General features: G+C 57.6%; 10 protein-coding genes and 1 tRNA gene. 4 read left to right on the top strand and 7 right to left on the bottom strand.

Features of this window, described 5'->3' with window-relative positions; translation table 11 throughout:
* Positions 1 to 62: 62 nt before the first annotated feature.
* A complete protein-coding gene (locus RDA78_RS21840) occupies positions 63 to 995 on the bottom strand; it encodes an ABC transporter substrate-binding protein (RefSeq protein ID WP_434051881.1) in 933 nt (310 codons plus the stop codon).
* Positions 996 to 1,155: 160 nt separating this feature from the next.
* Between RDA78_RS21840 and RDA78_RS21835 the strand changes: the two genes are divergently transcribed.
* Positions 1,156 to 1,977 carry an inositol monophosphatase family protein gene (locus RDA78_RS21835; RefSeq protein ID WP_434051880.1) on the top strand — a complete coding sequence of 274 codons (822 nt, stop codon included), beginning with the start codon at positions 1,156 to 1,158 and terminating at the stop codon, positions 1,975 to 1,977.
* Here RDA78_RS21835 and RDA78_RS21830 read toward each other — a convergent pair.
* Both RDA78_RS21830 and RDA78_RS21825 read right to left on the bottom strand, forming a co-directional pair.
* Positions 1,964 to 2,890, bottom strand: a complete 927-nt coding sequence (locus RDA78_RS21830) for a phosphotransferase (RefSeq protein WP_434051879.1) — start codon at positions 2,888 to 2,890, stop codon at positions 1,964 to 1,966. The two genes, RDA78_RS21835 and RDA78_RS21830, sit on opposite strands and share 14 nt — an antisense overlap.
* A gap of 26 nt (positions 2,891 to 2,916) precedes the next feature.
* The gene (locus RDA78_RS21825; protein WP_434051878.1) at positions 2,917 to 5,334 is read right to left on the bottom strand and encodes a GcvT family protein; all 2,418 of its coding nucleotides are present in this window, start codon (positions 5,332 to 5,334) and stop codon (positions 2,917 to 2,919) included.
* A 137-nt stretch (positions 5,335 to 5,471) separates the two neighbouring features.
* Here RDA78_RS21825 and RDA78_RS21820 point away from each other — a divergent pair, with 137 nt between their 5' ends.
* Positions 5,472 to 6,227, top strand: coding sequence for a DeoR/GlpR family DNA-binding transcription regulator (locus tag RDA78_RS21820; protein WP_434051877.1), 756 nt, complete (start codon positions 5,472 to 5,474; stop codon positions 6,225 to 6,227).
* 101 nt (positions 6,228 to 6,328) lie between these two features.
* Here RDA78_RS21820 and RDA78_RS21815 read toward each other — a convergent pair whose 3' ends face one another.
* Positions 6,329 to 6,775, bottom strand: coding sequence for an Lrp/AsnC family transcriptional regulator (locus RDA78_RS21815; RefSeq protein WP_434051876.1), 447 nt, complete (start codon positions 6,773 to 6,775; stop codon positions 6,329 to 6,331).
* 120 nt (positions 6,776 to 6,895) lie between these two features.
* Between RDA78_RS21815 and RDA78_RS21810 the strand changes: the two genes are divergently transcribed.
* Complete coding sequence (locus tag RDA78_RS21810; RefSeq protein ID WP_434051875.1) at positions 6,896 to 7,735, top strand: PhzF family phenazine biosynthesis protein; 840 nt, start codon at positions 6,896 to 6,898, stop codon at positions 7,733 to 7,735.
* A gap of 67 nt (positions 7,736 to 7,802) precedes the next feature.
* Here the strand turns inward: RDA78_RS21810 and RDA78_RS21805 are convergent, their stop codons facing one another.
* Positions 7,803 to 9,011, bottom strand: a complete 1,209-nt coding sequence (locus tag RDA78_RS21805; RefSeq protein WP_434051874.1) for a helix-turn-helix domain-containing protein — start codon at positions 9,009 to 9,011, stop codon at positions 7,803 to 7,805.
* 183 nt (positions 9,012 to 9,194) lie between these two features.
* Positions 9,195 to 11,111 carry a serine hydrolase domain-containing protein gene (locus RDA78_RS21800; protein ID WP_434051873.1) on the bottom strand — a complete coding sequence of 639 codons (1,917 nt, stop codon included), beginning with the start codon at positions 11,109 to 11,111 and terminating at the stop codon, positions 9,195 to 9,197.
* 823 nt (positions 11,112 to 11,934) lie between these two features.
* On the opposite strand from RDA78_RS21800, the gene RDA78_RS21795 reads away from it, so the two are divergent.
* Positions 11,935 to 17,238 (top strand): calcium-binding protein, encoded by a 5,304-nt coding sequence (locus tag RDA78_RS21795; RefSeq protein ID WP_434051872.1) that lies wholly within the window; start codon positions 11,935 to 11,937, stop codon positions 17,236 to 17,238.
* 502 nt (positions 17,239 to 17,740) lie between these two features.
* Here the strand turns inward: RDA78_RS21795 and RDA78_RS21790 are convergent.
* Positions 17,741 to 17,814: transfer RNA gene (locus RDA78_RS21790), tRNA-Gln, on the bottom strand.
* Positions 17,815 to 18,044: the final 230 nt, after the last annotated feature.

Genomic DNA, 18,044 nt, shown 5'->3' with positions numbered 1-18,044 from the left:
CCGGACAGGTGCCCGGCGCGCACGGGACAAAGGCCCTTGCGCACCGGAAGTATGGGACGATCCTACTTGGCAATCCAGCCCGACCAGGTGTCCTTGTTGTCGGCCATCCATGCTGCAACCGTGTCTTCAACAGACTTTCCGTTGAGGTCCACCTCGGTGACCATGGCGCCATAGTCGGCATTGGAGAGATTGAAGTTCTCGATTGCCTTTTTGGCTCCGGGCCACTTGTCGCCGACGCCCGCCCAGCTGACCTTCCAGATCGGGCCGCGCGGCTTGCCGCAGTCGTAGGCGGCATCCGGGTTCACGCCGACGGACGGATCGGCGTAGCATTCGGGCGAGAATGGCGGAAATTCAACAAATTCACCATCGTACTTGGCAGGAGCCCAGTGCGGTGCATACACCCAGAGCATGATCGGGTCCTGGCGCTGATAGGCAGCTTCCAGCTCTGCAAACAGGGCGGCATCCGTGCCTGCGTGAACGACTTCGAAGTCCAGTCCGAGCGCTTCGACGCGCTCCTCGTCAAACCCGCCCCAGGTAACCGGACCACCCAGGTAGCGGCCGAAGGGTGCGGTTTCGGGTGTCGCGAATTCCCCGGCGCAATCCTTGAGGGCTTCCCAGTTGGGAAGGCCGGGGCAGCGCTCCTTCATGTAGGCGGGATACCACCATTCCTCGATTGCCTGAAGGCCGGTTTCGCCAAGATTGACGACATCACCTGTCGCGAAAGCTTCGTCCATCGCCTCGCGGCCGGTGGTTTCCCAGATTTCCATGGCGACATGCAGATCGCCTGTTTTCAGGCCCGCGAATTGAGCGATGTAGTCGGCCTGAACGTATTCAACGTTGTAACCGGCTTCCTTCAGGATCTCCCCCATGAGCTTGGTCGTGATCAGCTGTCCTGACCAGTCATGAAGAGTGAGCTTGATCGGATCGCTGGATTCGGCTGCGAGCGCAGGCGCAACAGCCAGCATTGCGGACAGTGCCAATGAAACGCGCTTCATATTTTTCTCCCCGTCTGAAATTGCCAATGCATGACTGACCGGGCATCCCCCCAGCAGCTGCCAGCTCGGCACGACACCCACATAGACTGTCAGCATAAATCAACAAAAAGCAACATTATGGTTCCACTTTTGTGGTTTTTGGATACATTTTGAGCATTCGATGATCAATCGGATGACACAGATGGTCGGAATTGCGGGAATTCACAGGATGCCGGATTATTCAAGCAGGCTGGAACGGGCAGTGGCGATGACCGAAGCAGCTGCCGGCGTCAGTCTTTCCTATTTCAGGTGTGATCCTGAGATTGAAATCAAAGCGGACGAAAGCCCGGTAACCCTGGCGGACAAGGCGACCGAAAGGTCTCTCAGAGACAGCCTCCGCCAGTATTTTCCGCAAGACGCGATCTTCGGAGAGGAGTTCGGTCAGTCCGGTGAGGGGACCAAAACATGGATCATTGATCCGATCGACGGCACGCGCTCGTTCATTGCCGGATTGCCGTTGTTCGGCATGCTGCTCGGATACCTGGTCGAAGGCCGGCCGAAGCTGGGTGTGATTCGTATGCCTGCGCTTGGCGAAGTCTATTCCGGAGGCGAAGGTCTGAACGCGAAATGCAACGGCACGCAAATCCAGGTGAGCGCTTGCAGGGCATTGTGCCAAGCCCGCCTGTTCATCAACGAGGGAGACAAGCTCGCGGTTTCGGAACCAGCGGTGTTTTCGCGGCTCGTTCGATCTGGACAGTTGCGCCGAATGGCAGCCGATTGTTATCCGCACGCCCTGGTCGCGTGCGGTCTTGCCGATGCCGTCGTGGATTACGATCTCCAGCCTTACGACTATCTGCCGGTATCTGCCGTTGTCGAAGCCGCCGGAGGGCTGATGACCGACTGGCAGGGCAACCCGCTGACGATGACGTCGGATGGACGCACGGTGACGGCGGCGACGCCCGAACTGCTTGCTGAATTGCTGGAGCTTCTCAACCGGCCCTGACGGCGGCCACGTGTGCGTTGAACAACGGGTCCTGCATCAGCTTTCGGCAGCGGTCGAACCGGCCGGTCGCGTAGGCCCAGAAGTCCTCGGCCGGGTTATCGTCAGCCAGTTGGATCAGCCCCCAAAGGGTCCACAGCAGATCGCACATCGCCTTGTAAATGACGACCCGGCCCAGTTCCGCAGCCGTGGGGTTTCGGCCAAAATAGGCCTCCAGCATCTCCGCATCCTGATCGGCGGACATACCGGCTTCGACAGAAAGATCTCCAAGGTCCCAAAGGGGATCGTTCATGCCGGAATACTCCCAGTCGACGATCCACATCTTCTCGCCGTCATCCAGGAAATTCTCGCACAAGGGGTCGCAATGGCAGGGTGCAAGCGGCAGATCCGCCGCAGCCAGCACTTCACCAACCGGCATTGCGGCGGCGACGACATCCTCGTATCCGTCCGGAAGCGAAACATCCTTCGTCGACAGAACCTTGAGATAGTCGTCGATCATGGAGAACAGTTCGAAACGAAACCGGAAACTTTCCCCCGACTGGTGCAATCGCGCCAGGGCAGCGCCGGCCCGGCCCGGTGAGCCGCCGCGCGACCTGAAGAGGTCGGGCGTCATCGTCTCAATCCCTTCAATCGTGCGCGTGATCATGATGCCGGACGTGGCGTCTGCGTGAAGCACCTCGGCGGAAACGCCGGCTCTGGCCGCCGCCTCCGCATTGATCTTTTCAACGCCGCGATCAATGTACTCTTCCGTGTTTTCGCCGGGGATGCGCACAATGACGGATTGGCCGTCGAGGTCGACACGGTGCACGAGATTGGTCAGGCCTCCGAGACGGGTTATCTGCCTTGCCGAGGTGACATCAGAAAATTGGGGCGAGGAGCGCAGGGCCGCGAGTACCTTTTCAGCGTGTTCCGTCATCTTTCCGCGTCCATCCCTTTTTTTCCCTATCCTTTGAGCGCCGCGTTCTCCGGATCGTAGAGCGGGCTTTCAGCCTGTGTGACCGGATGCCGCTCGCCGAAAACCTCAAGGCTGAAATCTGAGCGGTCCCAGTGGGCCTTGTCCAGATAACCGCGTATGATTGTCCGGCCCACAGTGTAGCCAAAGCTGACAGAAGTTGCTGAAGAGACGACCCGATCTTCAAGCAAGATGGTCTCGCCGCCCGTCAGCGGCAGATGCTCAGGGCTCACGAATGTGCAGAGTTTTCGCTCTACGCCATTGTTTTTCTGAGCTTCCAGAACCGAGCGTCCGAGAAAATCGTCCTTTGATTTGAGATGCACCCGGAAGCCGAGACCTGCCTCTATGGGCGTGTAGTCCGGCGTGACATCCCCGGACCAGTAGACATAGCCCTTTTCCATTCTGAGGCTTTCGATCGCCCGATATCCGACGTTGGCAATCCCGTGTGCGTTGCCGGCAGCCCATAGCGTGTCATAAACGTGGGCGGCAAATTCCGTTGGAACATGCAGTTCGTAGCCAAGTTCGCCGACATACCCGATACGCGCGGCACGGACCGGAGCAGCGCCGACGATGACGTCACGCATCGTGGAAAAGGGAATTGCCTCATTGGAAACGTCGCTTTCAGACGCTGCCGCCAGCACGTCTCGTGACCTTGGCCCGACAAGGTTGATGACCGCATATCCGCTTGTGACTTCAATGATGTGCACCGACGCGTTGGAAGGAACGTTTCGTTTGATCCAGTCGCTGTCGTGAACGCCAAACCCGGATCCGGTGACCAGGTAGAACCGGTCTTGTCCAAGACGGATGATCGTGACATCCGCTTCGACACCGCCGCGTTCATTGCACATCTGCGTGTAGATGACCGAACCGGTCTGCTTGTCCACGTTGGAGACGGTCAACCGTTGCAGGACGGCAAGAGCGTCGGAACCGACAATCTCGAACTTCGAAAAGCTCGACTGGTCGATCAACGCGACACGCTCACGTACGGCCTTGTGTTCCTCGGCTGCATATGCCTTCCAACCCGGATCGAGAAAATCCAGCTGGTCCACAGGTTCCACACCGTCTGGAGCAAACCAGAGTGGCCGTTCCCAGCCGTTCTTCGAGCCGTAAACGGCACCCTGATCCTTCAGCCTCTGATAGAGCGGCGACAGGCGCAACTGCCTGGCGCTCTCGTGTTCCTGGCCGGGATATCGTTTCTTGTAGTGATGGGCATAGTGCTCGACCGCGCGCGGATACATGAATGTCCGCGTGCCGTGATGCGGTCCGAAGCGGCGCACATCAAGCGGCCAGAGATCGAGGGACGGACGGCCATCAACGACCCATTCGGCAATCATTTCTCCCGCACCGCCGCCGGCGGCGATGCCATAGAGAAATCCGGTGGCCATCATCAGGTTCTCGAAACCGGGTTGCCAACCCATGACGAAATCGCCATCGGCGGAGTAGGGGATCGGTCCATTGATGACCTGTCGGATACCGACTTCATTGACGATCGGGGTTACCTGGCTGGCGAGATCGGCCAGCGGCAGAAAACGGTCCAGGTTTTCCGGCAGCAATTGACGCACGAAAGCACCGGGAATGCCATGGTCGCCAAAGGGCAGTGTATCCTCCTCGTAGCCGCCTATGACCAGCCGTCCGGCCACGTCCGGCTTGTAATAGACCAGTCGCTCCGGGTCGCGCAGCGTCGGAAAATGGCCGACTTCGGTTCCGGTGGGCTCGGTGACGATGTACTGGTGCTCCACCGCGCAGGCGGGGACGCGGATGCCCAGTTTTGCACCCAGTTCGCGGCTCCACATCCCGGCTGCCAGGATCACCGTTTTCGCCTCAAAGAAACCTTCGTTTGTCTCGACCGCCGTGATCCGGCCATCGGAGACGGTGAAGTCAAGCACTTCTACGCCCTGACGGATGTCTGCGCCCTGACGGCGGGCGGCGCCCGCGACGGCCTGGCACAGCGAGGCCGGGTCAACGTAGCCGTCGCTGGGGATGAAGGCCGCACCTTCAAGTCCACGCGCCTCGATCAGCGGAAAGAGTTTCTTTGCCTCCTCCGGTGCAATGATGTGCATGTCCAGGTCGAAGCTCCGGGCCATGGTTGCCAGGCGCTTTGCTTCCAGAAGACGCTCTCGCGTTGCGGCGAGCCTGAGGGACCCGGTTTTCTTCCAGTCGAATTGAAGACCCTCTTCGTCCTGAAGCCGGTCGTACATCTCGACGGACTTCTTCAGCATGCGGGTCGTGTTGCGGGAGGAGCGCAATTGTCCAACCAGTCCGGCTGCATGCCAAGTCGCGCCTTCCGTAAGGGCGGCACGCTCCAGCAGGACCACGTCTTTTTCCCCCATCCGGGTCAGATGAAAGGCGATCGAGCACCCGATGATGCCGCCGCCGATGATCAGGTGTTTGGCCGAATGATGGATCATTTCGCAGGTCCGCATGATGTCAGTCGGCTCAAATGCTAACAAAAACCAACAACGTGACAACAGAAATGTTGATTTTTGTTGAAATACAGGTGCAGAATAGCCTTATTCGACCAGAAACTTTGGTGTAAACAGGCTTCATGTCGAAATACGAAACAACGCTCCTGCAAACCGTTGATATGCGTGGCACCGTCAGCGTGCAAGAGCTGTCGCGTATCCTCGGGGTCTCGGATCAGACCATCCGGCGGGTCTCGCGGCCCCTGGTCGACCGGGGCGCCTTGCAGAAAGTGCACGGTGCGCTGGTCTCGACGAAGTCGGCCGCTGATCTGCCTTATCTGGCCCGCATGAATCTGAACCGGGAAGCGAAGGTCGCTATCGCCGAAGAGGTTGTGAAAATCATCCAGGATGGCGACAGCATCGCCATCGACACCGGATCGACGTCAGGGTTCGTCGCACAGGCCCTGCGAAGCCGCCGCGAACTTACGGTCGTCACCAACTCGGCCTACGTGGCAAGCACGCTCGCGATGATCCCGGGCAACAACGTTTCCATGGCCGGCACGCAACTCAGAGACCATGACGGCGCTTCTTTCGACCGGTCCGCGTTTGACGTCATCGACCGTATGCAGGTGGACTACGTGCTTCTCTCGGCCTCGCTGGTCGATGCAAGAAAAGGGTTTCTGGTCCATGAGCAATGCGAGGTCGATATCGCAAGCGCGATGCTGGCAAATGCCGGTCGGGCGATCATGGCCGTGGATCACTCCAAGTTCGAACCGCAGATGCGTAAGCCGGCACTCCGTCAGCCGTCGCTCAAACCCGGCGACCTTCTGGTGACCGACAAGTCTCCGCCGGCGGATTTTGCCGGATTGTTCAAGGATCTCGAAATTCGCTTTCCTTAGGTGATGGACCCATTACCGGGCAAAAGCCCGCTCTGCACAGGCTGCCTCCCGAGATCCTGCCATTTCTGCCGTCAAATCCGCTTCATTTATAAGGACGTACTCTAGTCCAGAGGCGGCAGCCGGTTCTCGAAAACGAAAGACTTCACGATCGAGGTGTTTGTCTCGGCGCGGTCGTGAAAGGGCAACAGGATGTCATCCAGCTCCGCAACGTCCCTCAGCAACAGACGTGCAACATAACAGTCGTCTCCGGTGACACGATCACACGATATGAAACGAGGCTCTTCGAGAATCATGTTTTCGACTGTGTGAAGCTGGCCGCTGCGCGGCTTTATCCAGACGAGGGCCTGAATGGTGTACCCGAGCCGGCGCAGATCAAGCCGCGCACCGAACCCCACGATGTAGCCACGCTCTTGCAAACCGCGCAGCCTCTCACCGACCGCCGGCCCCGAAAGACCGACCTCTTTGCCGACATCGGCGAGACTGGTACGGCCATGAGATTCGAGTATTTCGACGATCCGGCGGTCTGTTCGATCAAGATCTTTCGACATGAAAACAAGTTAGGGCACAGAGAAACGATACGAAAGGAAAATTGCAAAAACACTATCGGCACCATGGGGACAATGAGGTCATCGGGAGTTAAGTTTCCATCAGAAAAACAGGAGCTTCCAATGGATATTCAACGTATAGCCGCATTCAGCCAGGGAACCGAAGGCGGCAATCCGGCAGGTGTGGTGTTGTTGCAGCAGGCGATCAGTGCAGAGGAAATGGCGCGGGTCGCGGCTGAAGTCGGGTATTCGGAGACCGCTTTCGCCACCGCACAGGGAGAGGATCGCAACACATGGCGCGTGCGCTACTTCTCACCGGAATCAGAAGTCCCTTTCTGTGGGCATGCGACAATCGCCCTTGGTGCGGCCTTGGGCAGACACGAAGGGCCCGGAACCTACAGTCTGGTTCTGAACGACGCCACGATCACCGTCGATGCAAACGCGACGCAGGAAGGGATGATGGCGACCCTGTCGTCACCCCCGACGAACAGCCGGGTCATGACTGATGACGAGATGGAAGACGTCATGAGTCTTTTAGCCCTTACGTCGGATGACCTTGATCCTCGCCTGGCGCCCGCGTTTATCCACGGCGGAGCCAACCATGTCGTGCTGCCACTGAAGGAGCGTTCACGGCTCGCGGCCATGGCATACGATCTCGACCAGGGACGTACCGTGATGCGTCAGCATGATCTGGTAACGGTGATGCTGGTCTATATCGAAGGAAATCAGGCTTTTGTTGCGCGCAACGCTTTTGCTTCCGGCGGCGTTCTTGAAGACCCGGCAACCGGTGCCGCTGCCGCGGCCTTTGCGGGATACCTGCGAGACTGTCAGTGGCCCCACAACGGCAGCCTTACAATCCGACAGGGTGAAGACATGGGCAGTCCTTCGCTGATCAGGGTCTCGCTTGACGACACGAAAGGCGCGTCCGTGCAGGTTTCCGGCAGTGTTCGGGACATTCTTTGAACAAGTTGAAGGTCGTCTGAGCACCGGTGAACGCCGACAAACTTCCGCCCGGAAACAGCCATGCGGTTCAACGGCTGTAAGCATCGCGAACGCCGGCGAACTCCTGTGAACGGGACATCTTGTAGGCACTCGGGGTTTGGCCCGTCTCGCGCTTGAAAGCGGAATAGAATGCGGATCTGGAGTTGAATCCAACTTCGTAGGCAATCGAAAGGACCGTTGTTTCACCCTTTGCGACCAACGGCATCGCTTCCTTTATGCGCCATCTGTTGACGAACTCGAAGAAGGATTGACCCAGATGCTGGTTGAGGGTCTGTGAAACATAATTGAGGGACACGCCAGCGTGCTGTGCCAGCATGCCGAGCGTCAGGTTCGGGTCGCGATAAAGGCAATCCTCTTCCATGGCCCGCAATAGCTTTCGGGCGATGCGCTCGGCCTGTGCGGAATCCAGGGCGCTTTTTTCGTATCTCTTGTCTTCCGTATCGTCGATTTCAGCAAGCGATCTGGTTGCGCTGTCGAGATCCGTTGAGGGCCGCAAACTCCACAGCGCGAGAGACAGGACAACAATGAAAACCAGGAAACTGTCGAGCAGGGGGCCTATGAAGTCTCCCGTTCCCTGAAGGATCAGGACCTGCCCGACTAGGTGTTGCAGAACGTAAATGCCCAACGCTGTGGCGAGGATTGAAACCCACCGCAATTCCAGCCCTTCGGTGCTGGCATAGTATTGTTTGAGGCGTTCTACATGATGCGCCTGTGTGTACAGAACCCAGACACAGTAGAGCACCCATTGCAAAGCAAGTGCCAAAGACAGGAGCAAGAATCCATAGTGGAGAAACGACGCGAAGAACGCCTCCATGCCTGACGAACCGGCCTTCAATGGCGCACCGCTCGCGACTTCCAGATGCAAAAACGCACCCAATGCAAAGAGTGTGGCCACGGAAGGCAGCAAGAAATGCCCGGCGAACCTTGCGTGATCACCGACGCCGCGTGGCAAGCCCGCTATATCTCTGATGTAGATGAAAAAGAGAGGGCCGAGCCAGAAGTTGATTGCAAAACCTGCAAGCTCTGCTCCGGCATGAAGAAATTGCGGTGAGGATTGGATCATGACCGCAACAACGGAATCGACCTCGCTGGCGCCGAAGACCGCGAAGAACATCGCCAGAACCTTGCGCGAGGGATTGATCCGTCTTTGGGACCAGCTGAGCAGGGTGGCCAAAATGGCAACCGACAGCGTCGCTGCAACCGATGCGGCCAATAGTACGTGAGTGTCAAAGGTCATTTTCAGGACCGCCGGCGGATGGGGAGGCAGATTAAGCACCATGACTATCTGCAAGTTCCTTGCAGCTCAACGGTGCTCTCGAAGGCCCGTGTCCGGGTCGCATAGGAAAGACCTTGCGCTGGCGCGAGCGGACGGCTCAGGGCACGCCTTGTGCAACAATGGAACGGCGGCTTCCGCTGGCGCTCACCAAGCCAACGCCGCCGTTGGCAGGTTCCACTTCCAGGTCGCAAACAACGACCACGCAAAGAACGGCAATGCGCAAAGCATGGCGAGCCGCTCTGAGTTTGGATTGCGCTGCGTTTTGGCGGTGAAAAAGACCCGGATTGTGACCGGCAGCAACGATACGAAGCCAGCGGCGTAAAGGAATGTCATGGTCCACACCCTGGCGCCCGGCGTCGCTGCCGCGGACAGGTCAACTCCGTGCGTGACCTGCTCAAGGATCTCCGCTATCCCGATGATGAGACCGATCCACAAAATCCCCTGACAGAACGACATCGACAAAATGCGTCGACGTTTCCGCCAGCCAATTGCCGCACCTGCCAGACAAAGGAGCGATCCCGCAATCGCCGCCCATAGGGCCGAGTCCAGCGACGCGGACGTTTGCCAGAAATCCAACCTGTCGAAGCTGTGTATCCCACCATTCACAAAAGCGCCGACGACGCGTCCGTCCTCGTTGCGCCGGAACCCGAGGCGTGCGTCACCCTCAGGAGTTTCAAATTCGTCCTCGGCGATCGACTCGAAACGGCGCGAGTGGCCAAGGCCGGTCACCAGAAGCGCGTTATCAGCACTGGCGGTTACGGTGAAGGTCGTGACGTAGGGTACAAGAATACGGTCCAGCCCTGTCTCGTTTCTCCGCGTGCTGATATAGCGCCCCTCGTAGGCCCGCAGGCAAGTCTTGTCGCAGCCGGTGCGTTCCGCCGCGTACCGTTCGTTTGGTGCGATCACCTCGCGAAGGAGCCGGCGCGGCAGCGCCATCAATGAACTGCCCGTCGGACTGTTGGCTGAGACAAAGATCCCGAGATCCAGCTCTGGTACGAGGGTCATGTTGCTGTGAAATCCGAAATGGCTTCCGCCATGATGATAGACCTGATGCCCCGCCCAGGTCTCGGTCCAGTATCCGAGGCTCCGCCCGGCGAATTCTGTACGGTCAGGAAATGTGGGGTTTTTCATATCGGCAACGGCCCTGGCGATTGACGTTGCGCCTACATCTTCAGAACCGGTGCGAAGGAGAAACCGCATCACCATCCCCATGTCGCGTCCGCTCAGGGCAAGCCCCCCGGAGGGCGTATGGATCGAAGGAAACGGTTCGGGATCGATGGCCGCATAGCTTCCGTCCTGCCAGATATGGAAAGGGGAGACGATGGCAGCATCCAGATGTTCATGCATAAAATGGGGGGAGGCGATCCCCATCCGGGCAAGGACCGCTTCTGCAACATATTCCTCGAATGATTGACCCGAGACATGAGCCACGATCGCGCCAAGCAGAACAAAGCTCGCATTCGAATAGGAAATCGCATCTGCCGGCGGGCGAACCTGTTCGGGCAACACCGCTGAAATCTGGTCCAGCAAAGACGCATCTGCACGGTTGCCATGATCTGCGAAGTAGCCCCGATAGCGGTCTTCAAGTCCGGCCGTGTGGGCCAGCAAATGAAGAATCCGTATGTCTCCGTAGGGTTGGTCAAGCTTCAGGTCCGGCAGATGCATTGCGATCGGGTCATCGAGCGCGAGCCGGCCGTCCCTTGCAAGCTGAAGGACCGCAAGCGCGGTAAACACCTTTGTTACGGACGCCAGCGGCACGACGTCAGAAGGTGCCATCGGCCGTCCGGTCCTGGCGTCCGCAAGCCTGTACCCTTTTTCGAAAATGACATCTTCGCCGGCAACAATCACCACGACCGCGCCGGCAACCGCTTCCTGATCAAGGCCGGTCGTGATCAGCCCATCCACGAACCCCTCCAGGCCGGGTTGCCACGGAGCGATCTTCTGAGCCGCGACCGTCGATACCGTTCCCAAAAACGAAAGACCCATCCACAAGAACAGGTGCATCACACTGAGTGCGCTTTGACCTCGACAGAAGATCAAATCGATGAATCGTTTATGCATTGTCGGCTCTGGAAGGCGAGGTTGATGACGGTGGCTGATTGGGCAGCGCAGATACCCCTGAGAACCTGTTACGCGTCGTCCTGCTGTATCGGCTGAGACAGAAATTTCACATCGAGACGGACTTGGGCCCGACGACATCATTCCCCAGGCGCGACTACACCGGATCATACGGAGGGCTGATCAGAGGCAATTTCCGGGATTCATCACGAACAATACGGCAGCGTTTCAACTGGAGAAGAGGCGCACGGCTCGTGCAACGGAGGGGGCAATCAGCTTACTCCCACTCCAGGCCTGATGACCCGCCAGATGCGTTTACTTCACACGCCGGGACGCGCAACACACCTTGAATATGGCGCGCCAAGCGATCGTCGACACAATCAGTTATTGCAATGGAAGTCAGTATAGGTGTGGATTTCACCCCTAGGGTCGTTGGCACGCAAAGGCGCAATTGATGGCTTCATTGCGCTTGGTGAAATCGTCACGAACGCGTCCAACTGGCCTTTCAAATCGCTGCGCAGGCAACCGATTTCTCAGTCCCAAGGGACTCGACGGTACTCCCGACGCGCCAGCAAATGCTTCAGGTTTGAACGTCAATTTCGGGAACCACAGTGCTCAAACGTCGCGCACTGCCCCTTTGGCTGAATGTCTTGCTCGACAGTGGCCAGCGGAGTACATTGATGCATCTAGAAGCAGCATGCACTCGTCGAACCGAGGTTCGGTCGGTACGTGGCACCTGCCGTCGCTCTAAGAGCATAATCAAGACAATGGAGCCTTGGATGTCGTTACGTCAGTGTTAACCCTGTGATCCGAAGGAGGTCTGTCGTTGCCATTTTCGATAAGCTTTGATTTTCGCTTTGACGATGGCGGTTTCTTCAACGATCCGAACAGGAGAGCAATACTAGAACTCGCTGCCGAAGAGTGGGAACGCGTCATCAATGACGAGTTCGACGACATCCCTGAAGGTGCCGCCCTTTCTGTTGTCGACCCAGATGACCCCTCCCAACTTCTTACGGTCGAATTGACTGAGCCAATTGATGATCTTCTGATCTTCGTCGGCAGCAACGATATGGGAGGCTATAACATGCTTCCCGATGGTTCACTGTCTGCAACGATTGGGCAGGCCTATAGCGTTTTTGGCGGTGATGGCGATGCGATGCGCCTACGTACCGTCGCAGATTTTCGTTCCCAAGGGCCGACATCAGATTTCGAACCGTTCGTGGGTTCAATTGCCCTGAACAATAATAACGAGATCAATTGGTCTTTTAGTGCAGATGGTCCGGTCGACGGGTTCGCGGACGCTTACAGCACAATCGTTCACGAGATCGGGCACATCCTTGGTATCGGCGCTAGTCCGACCTTCGACGCGCTCATTGTGGGTACCGGCTTTACCGGCCCAAATGCCCGCGGCGCAAATGGCGGTGTGCCTGTGCCACTGGAACCAGACGGCAATCATGTACGTGAAGGCTTCGCCGGCGACTCGGTTGTTATGGACCCGATACTCGCACTGGGCACTCGGACGGTTCCGACGGCAATCGACCTCGCTCTACTTGTCGACATCGGCTACGAGATCGACGGTTACGTCAAGCAGGGAACGGCGTTTGCGCTGACGACACCGGGTGACGACAATCCGGTCTTTGGATCTGAGGCGGCTGACTCAATCGACGGTCTCGGCGGCAATGACTGGCTCCAAGGAGAGGGCGGCAATGACGCGCTCGATGGCGGTGACGGGGCTGACACCCTGTTTGGCGGCTTTGGTGCCGATGCGCTGGTTGGCGGTGATGGCGATGACCAGGTACTGGGCAATCAAGGCGAGGACGTCATTGATGGCGGTTCAGGCGACGACAATTTGTTCGGCGGCAGCGACTACGACACATTTGTCTTTGTGGATGATTGGGGCGCCGACTCCGTAATCGATCCTGATGCAAACGGCCGTTTGCTGTTCGTCGGCTACGATGAAGCCGACCTCAGTTTCTCTCAATCTGGAGGCAATCTGTTTGTTGACGCGGGCACAAACCGCGTCGTCTTCTTTGATTACTACAGCAATGGCTCGTCATACGATTTCGTGTTCGAGCCGTTCGCTGACATGGTTAGTGAAGGCACGGACACATCCGTAAACCTGAGCGTTGGGTCGTGGACCAACGGAACGATCAATGCCGAACCCATCGTCGGTGACGGAGTGACGTTCGACCTTGTCGGTGGCTTTGTGGACAAGGACTGGTATCGCGTCACGCTGGAGGCAGATCGGTCTTATTCATTTGACGCTCAATCCCTGTCGATGACGACTGGCAACGTCTTCATAAGGCTCTACGACAGCGCCGGGAACGAGGTCGGGGGATCGTCGGAAGCCGAAGGCGCTGCGCCGAGCTTCACGTATGCCACCGCGGGCCAGCCTGGCAGCCAGACCTACTACCTCGCCGTCAGCGCTGGTGACAATGGAGAGGCAAGCGAGCCATTCCGCACAGCAACGGGCGACTTTCAAGTCAGGTTCACCGACGGGGGTGCAGTCACAACGAGTGATGTGGCTGGCAATACCTCAACGACCGCCGACCTTCTGGTCGGCGGGACGGTGGTTGGGGAAATACAGCAGAACGATGTCGGTGGAAGCTACATTGATACTGACTATTTCCGGGTAACCCTGACCGGCGGCCAACGCTACACGTTCAGCGCTGACGCGGCTGTGGACAGCGGGGACGCACTCGATGAGGTGTTCATCCGCCTCAGAGACGTGCAGGGGCGGGTACTGTCGCCGGATATCCGGGATGAGGGCGCAACGCCGCAGTTCGTCTTCGATGCGCCCGGGAGCGGACCGCAGACATTCTATCTGGCGATCAGTGCGGGTGGCAACGGCGCGTGGTGGGACGATGTCGGCGCCTATTCCGTCAGCCTCGCCGCAGAGGGAGCCGTCCCGCAACCGGTCAACTACCGACCTGTCGCCGAAGCGACCGATTTTGTCGGCGACCCGGCTGATGATGTCCCGTTAACCGATCTATTCAGTTACAGCGATCCGGATGGGATTTCGGACATCGTGAACTTTGCGGTTCAGGACCGCACGCGGGAATGCGGGCATCTGACCTATCTGGGTCAGCGGATGGACCCGAACGTTGTCTACGAGCGTCCGATCGGCGAGATCGGAGACTGGGCCTTTGTCGTGGGGCCACATGGCACCGACTATGTCGGGTTTAACGCCATCGATAGTGAGGGAGCGTTCAATACAAGCGCCGTCGCAGCAGTGTCTGCAGCACAGTTTCAAGGCCCCCAACTTGCGTCGGCGGAGGACCTGTTCGGGCAGCAGAAGCTGAGTACTTTGGCGCAGTTTTCAAATGCGGCGTATTACTTAGGAGGTACGGAAGCTGTTGATGCCTTGAGCGACAAGGGATGGCGGATAATTGACAGTGTATATGCGGGCTCACTCGGCATTAACAATATAAGTGACAAGCACTACATCAGTAATGCTCTTAATCTGTTTCCTGGTTCAGGTGAGCGCGGTTCGGCCCTGTTGGCTGAGGCCCCGGATGGCAAGTCGCTAGTCTTATCGTTTACCGGTACGGATCAACACTGGCCCAGCGAAGGGTTTGAGATAGGCTTTGACTGGTTGAGCTTTACGACAAATCACTTCGATCTGTTTCTCCCGCTATTCAATGACATCGACTTCGCCAAATACGAAAAGGTATATGCAACTGGCCACAGCATGGGCGCCGCTATGGCCCAGGCGTTTGTGGCGCTTAGCCAACGCGGTTCACCCGTCACATACGGAGAACAAGTAATCTCTCTGCCGACACCATTCAAGGTTGAGGGTGTTGGCTTTGCCAACCCTGGCTTCGGTTTCGGTTTTGACGTTTTCGACTTTCAGTTACCGCATCTTGAAGAATTTACTAATATTACAATCAACGGAGATCCAATTCAATTTGCGCAAGTCCTGTCCAACAATGCAGGCGACATAATCAACCTAGAGATTTCAAGAGAATTAGCTGTCAACCAAGAGTCGCTGCACGCTATGGACTTGTATGAAGATGCGGCGAGGTTCTTCGATGAGCGTAGTGTTGATGTTTTCGCGCTCCAATCGAATGGAAGACCGGACTCAAAGACATACTACTACACGCCTCTCGGAGAGATCTATGTGGGAGGCGAGGGCTCGGCATTCTCTGTTGTGGGCTCTCCAAACGGGGCTTTGGTCAACCCGGACGGCGTTATTCATTTGGGACAGCCCACCGTTCCAACAGTCGCTGATCAATGGACTTTCAGCACCGATAGTGATGATCCATCCACGTTGACCATCGACGCAAGTGCGTTCACGAACACAGACTGGACTATTTCGGCGGATGGAGGCGAAGTTGTCTTGACTGATGCAGCCCTGCAGGAATTGCTTCGCTTCGACGATTTCGGGTCCTTCCAGGTCAACTCCTCGTGGGCAGACCTCGATCTGAAACTTTTGCCATACGATGGCACTGACATTCTCCCGAACACGGTCTATGTCTCCGCCGGTATCGGCGACGATAACATCGACGGAAGCGCAACTGACCGACGTATTGTTGCCACCGGTGGAGGCGGCAACGACACCCTGATCGGCGGCGCACCCGGCGACCACCTCTCTGGCGACGACGGTGACGATACAATTGATGGCGGGGGTGGTGACGATTTCCTCGAGGCTGGTCAAGGAAACGATGTTGCTTTTGGCGGCGACGGCAATGACACAATTCGCGGTCGAGGTGGAGATGACGATATCGGCGGAGGCGACGGCGCGGATGTTCTGTTTGGAGGCGCTGGCGCTGATGCGCTCAATGGAGGGGCCGGCGGCGACCGCGCCCAGTATTCCGACGCGACGGCCTGGGTGACAGCGGACCTGGCCAACTCGGCGAACAATACCGGCGAGGCCGCCGGCGATACCTATGTCAGTATCGAGCACCTTTACGGCACGCATTATTCCGACAGCCTGAGGGGAGACTCGATCGGGAACTGGATCTGGGGTGGAACGGGCAATGACACGCTCCGCGGCTGGGGCGGGAACGACCGGCTCGACGGCGGCGATGGCGCAGATGTTCTGTTTGGTGGCGCAGGTGCGGATATCCTGATCGGCGGGGCAGGTGGCGATCGCGCCCAGTATTCCGATGCCACGTCCTGGGTGACAGCGGACCTGGCCAACTCGGCCAACAATACCGGCGAGGCCGCCGGCGACACTTATTCCGGAATTGAACATCTATATGGCACGCACTACTCCGACAGCCTGCGGGGAGACTCTGTCGGGAACTGGATCTGGGGTGGAACGGGCAATGACACGCTCCGCGGCTGGGGCGGGAACGACCGGCTCGACGGCGGCGACGGTGCAGATGTTCTGTTTGGTGGCGCAGGTGCGGATATCCTGATTGGCGGTGCCGGTGGCGACCGCGCCCAGTATTCCGACGCCACGTCCTGGGTGACAGCGGACCTGGCCAACTCGGCCAACAATACCGGCGAGGCCGCCGGCGACACTTATTCCGGAATTGAACATCTATATGGCACGCACTACTCCGACAGCCTGCGGGGAGACTCTCTCGGGAACTGGATCTGGGGTGGAACGGGCAATGACACGCTCCGCGGCTGGGGCGGGAATGACCGGCTCGACGGCGGCGACGGCGCGGATGTTCTGTTTGGTGGCGCCGGAGCGGATATCCTGATCGGCGGGGCAGGTGGCGACCGCGTTCAGTACTCCGATGCGACGTCATCCGTGACAGCGGACCTGGCCAACTCGGCCAACAATACCGGCGAGGCCGCCGGCGACACTTATTCCGGAATTGAACATCTATATGGCACGCATTACTCCGACAGCCTGCGAGGCAACTCAATCGGGAACTGGATCTGGGGCGGCTCCGGAGATGATCATATCGCAGGTCGCGAAGGCAATGACTATTTGTTCGGTGGGACAGGTGCCGATACTTTTGAGTTTTTCTTCGGTGATGGTGATGATGTCATCGCTGACTTCAGTGTCGGCGAGGATCTGTTGGATTTCGCAACGACCCTTGGTGTATCGAGCGTTTCTGAAGCCGATATACACGGCGGCACTGACCTGGATACGATCCTTGCTCTAAACAGTGGAGACACACTAATCCTTACAGATGTAAACGGAATTTCTGTTTCTGAATTGTTTGCGTAAATTATTGAAGATTTTGCAAAATTGGCTTCTATTATCGACCGTGATCGGTGCGTTTTTTATCTGGTAGTGGTTTGCGAAGGAACACTCATACGCTCCACTTTACGGCCCAAACAAGTCTGCTCCAGTTGCATAGGAGGCGGACGCAGTAACGGGCTGCGGTCAGGATTGGAATTGCGGCGTTGCCTGTCTTTGAGGCGAGGTCATTCCAATCCATGCGATCGACACTTCGCAGGTCGCCAATCCTCCCTGTATCGACTTGTCAGGGATAACGACAAAACACGTCGGCCCATCTTCCGTCACCTGCAGATACCCGGCAATTCGGAACTTTTTCGCAAAGAACTGTCTGAAGAGTTTGTTGCCTGCAGGCTTCGAACATTCCCATTTGATGTGGTGAGGCTTTTCGACACTCTCTTTGACCGGGTCTTTGTGCTTTCCAATGTATCTGGAGACTTTTCCGAAACGGCCGTTCGGCTGGAAAGTGGCTATTTTTTGAAATAGAGAGTGGCTGGGGAACCTGGATTCGAACCAGGACTAACGGAGTCAGAGTCCGTGGGTCTACCGTTAACCTATTCCCCAATAAGGCCTGCTGGCGCAGCCATTGGTCCGGCTGCAAAGCGAACGCACCGCGTTGCGACCTGAGTGTGCCGCATATACATCCATCACAATCGCGATTTCAAGTGCCGTTTTCGACTTTTTTGTGAAATGGGAAAACGGGCCGGCCGGCAAGCTGCAAGATTATGAGACAGAAAGCTTTTCCAGCGCCGGGCAACCTGATACAGTTTTTGCAACGACACATATGGCCACGG

Origin of the sequence: Roseibium sp. (assembly GCF_051016195.1) — a bacterium.
Taxonomy (GTDB): Bacteria; Pseudomonadota; Alphaproteobacteria; order Rhizobiales; family Stappiaceae; genus Roseibium.
This window is presented reverse-complemented; position numbering and strand designations above follow the sequence as displayed.

Bases quoted from the DNA above. Each gene is read 5' to 3' on its own strand.
- RDA78_RS21815 (WP_434051876.1), bottom strand. From the start codon at position 6,775: ATGTCGAAAGATCTTGATCGAACAGACCGCCGGATCGTCGAAATACTC.
- RDA78_RS21800 (WP_434051873.1), bottom strand. From the start codon at position 11,111: ATGCATAAACGATTCATCGATTTGATCTTCTGTCGAGGTCAAAGCGCA.
- RDA78_RS21805 (WP_434051874.1), bottom strand. From the start codon at position 9,011: ATGACCTTTGACACTCACGTACTATTGGCCGCATCGGTTGCAGCGACG.
- RDA78_RS21825 (WP_434051878.1), bottom strand. From the start codon at position 5,334: ATGATCCATCATTCGGCCAAACACCTGATCATCGGCGGCGGCATCATC.
- RDA78_RS21840 (WP_434051881.1), bottom strand. From the start codon at position 995: ATGAAGCGCGTTTCATTGGCACTGTCCGCAATGCTGGCTGTTGCGCCT.
- RDA78_RS21835 (WP_434051880.1), top strand. From the start codon at position 1,156: ATGATCAATCGGATGACACAGATGGTCGGAATTGCGGGAATTCACAGG.
- RDA78_RS21830 (WP_434051879.1), bottom strand. From the start codon at position 2,890: ATGACGGAACACGCTGAAAAGGTACTCGCGGCCCTGCGCTCCTCGCCC.
- RDA78_RS21820 (WP_434051877.1), top strand. From the start codon at position 5,472: ATGTCGAAATACGAAACAACGCTCCTGCAAACCGTTGATATGCGTGGC.
- RDA78_RS21810 (WP_434051875.1), top strand. From the start codon at position 6,896: ATGGATATTCAACGTATAGCCGCATTCAGCCAGGGAACCGAAGGCGGC.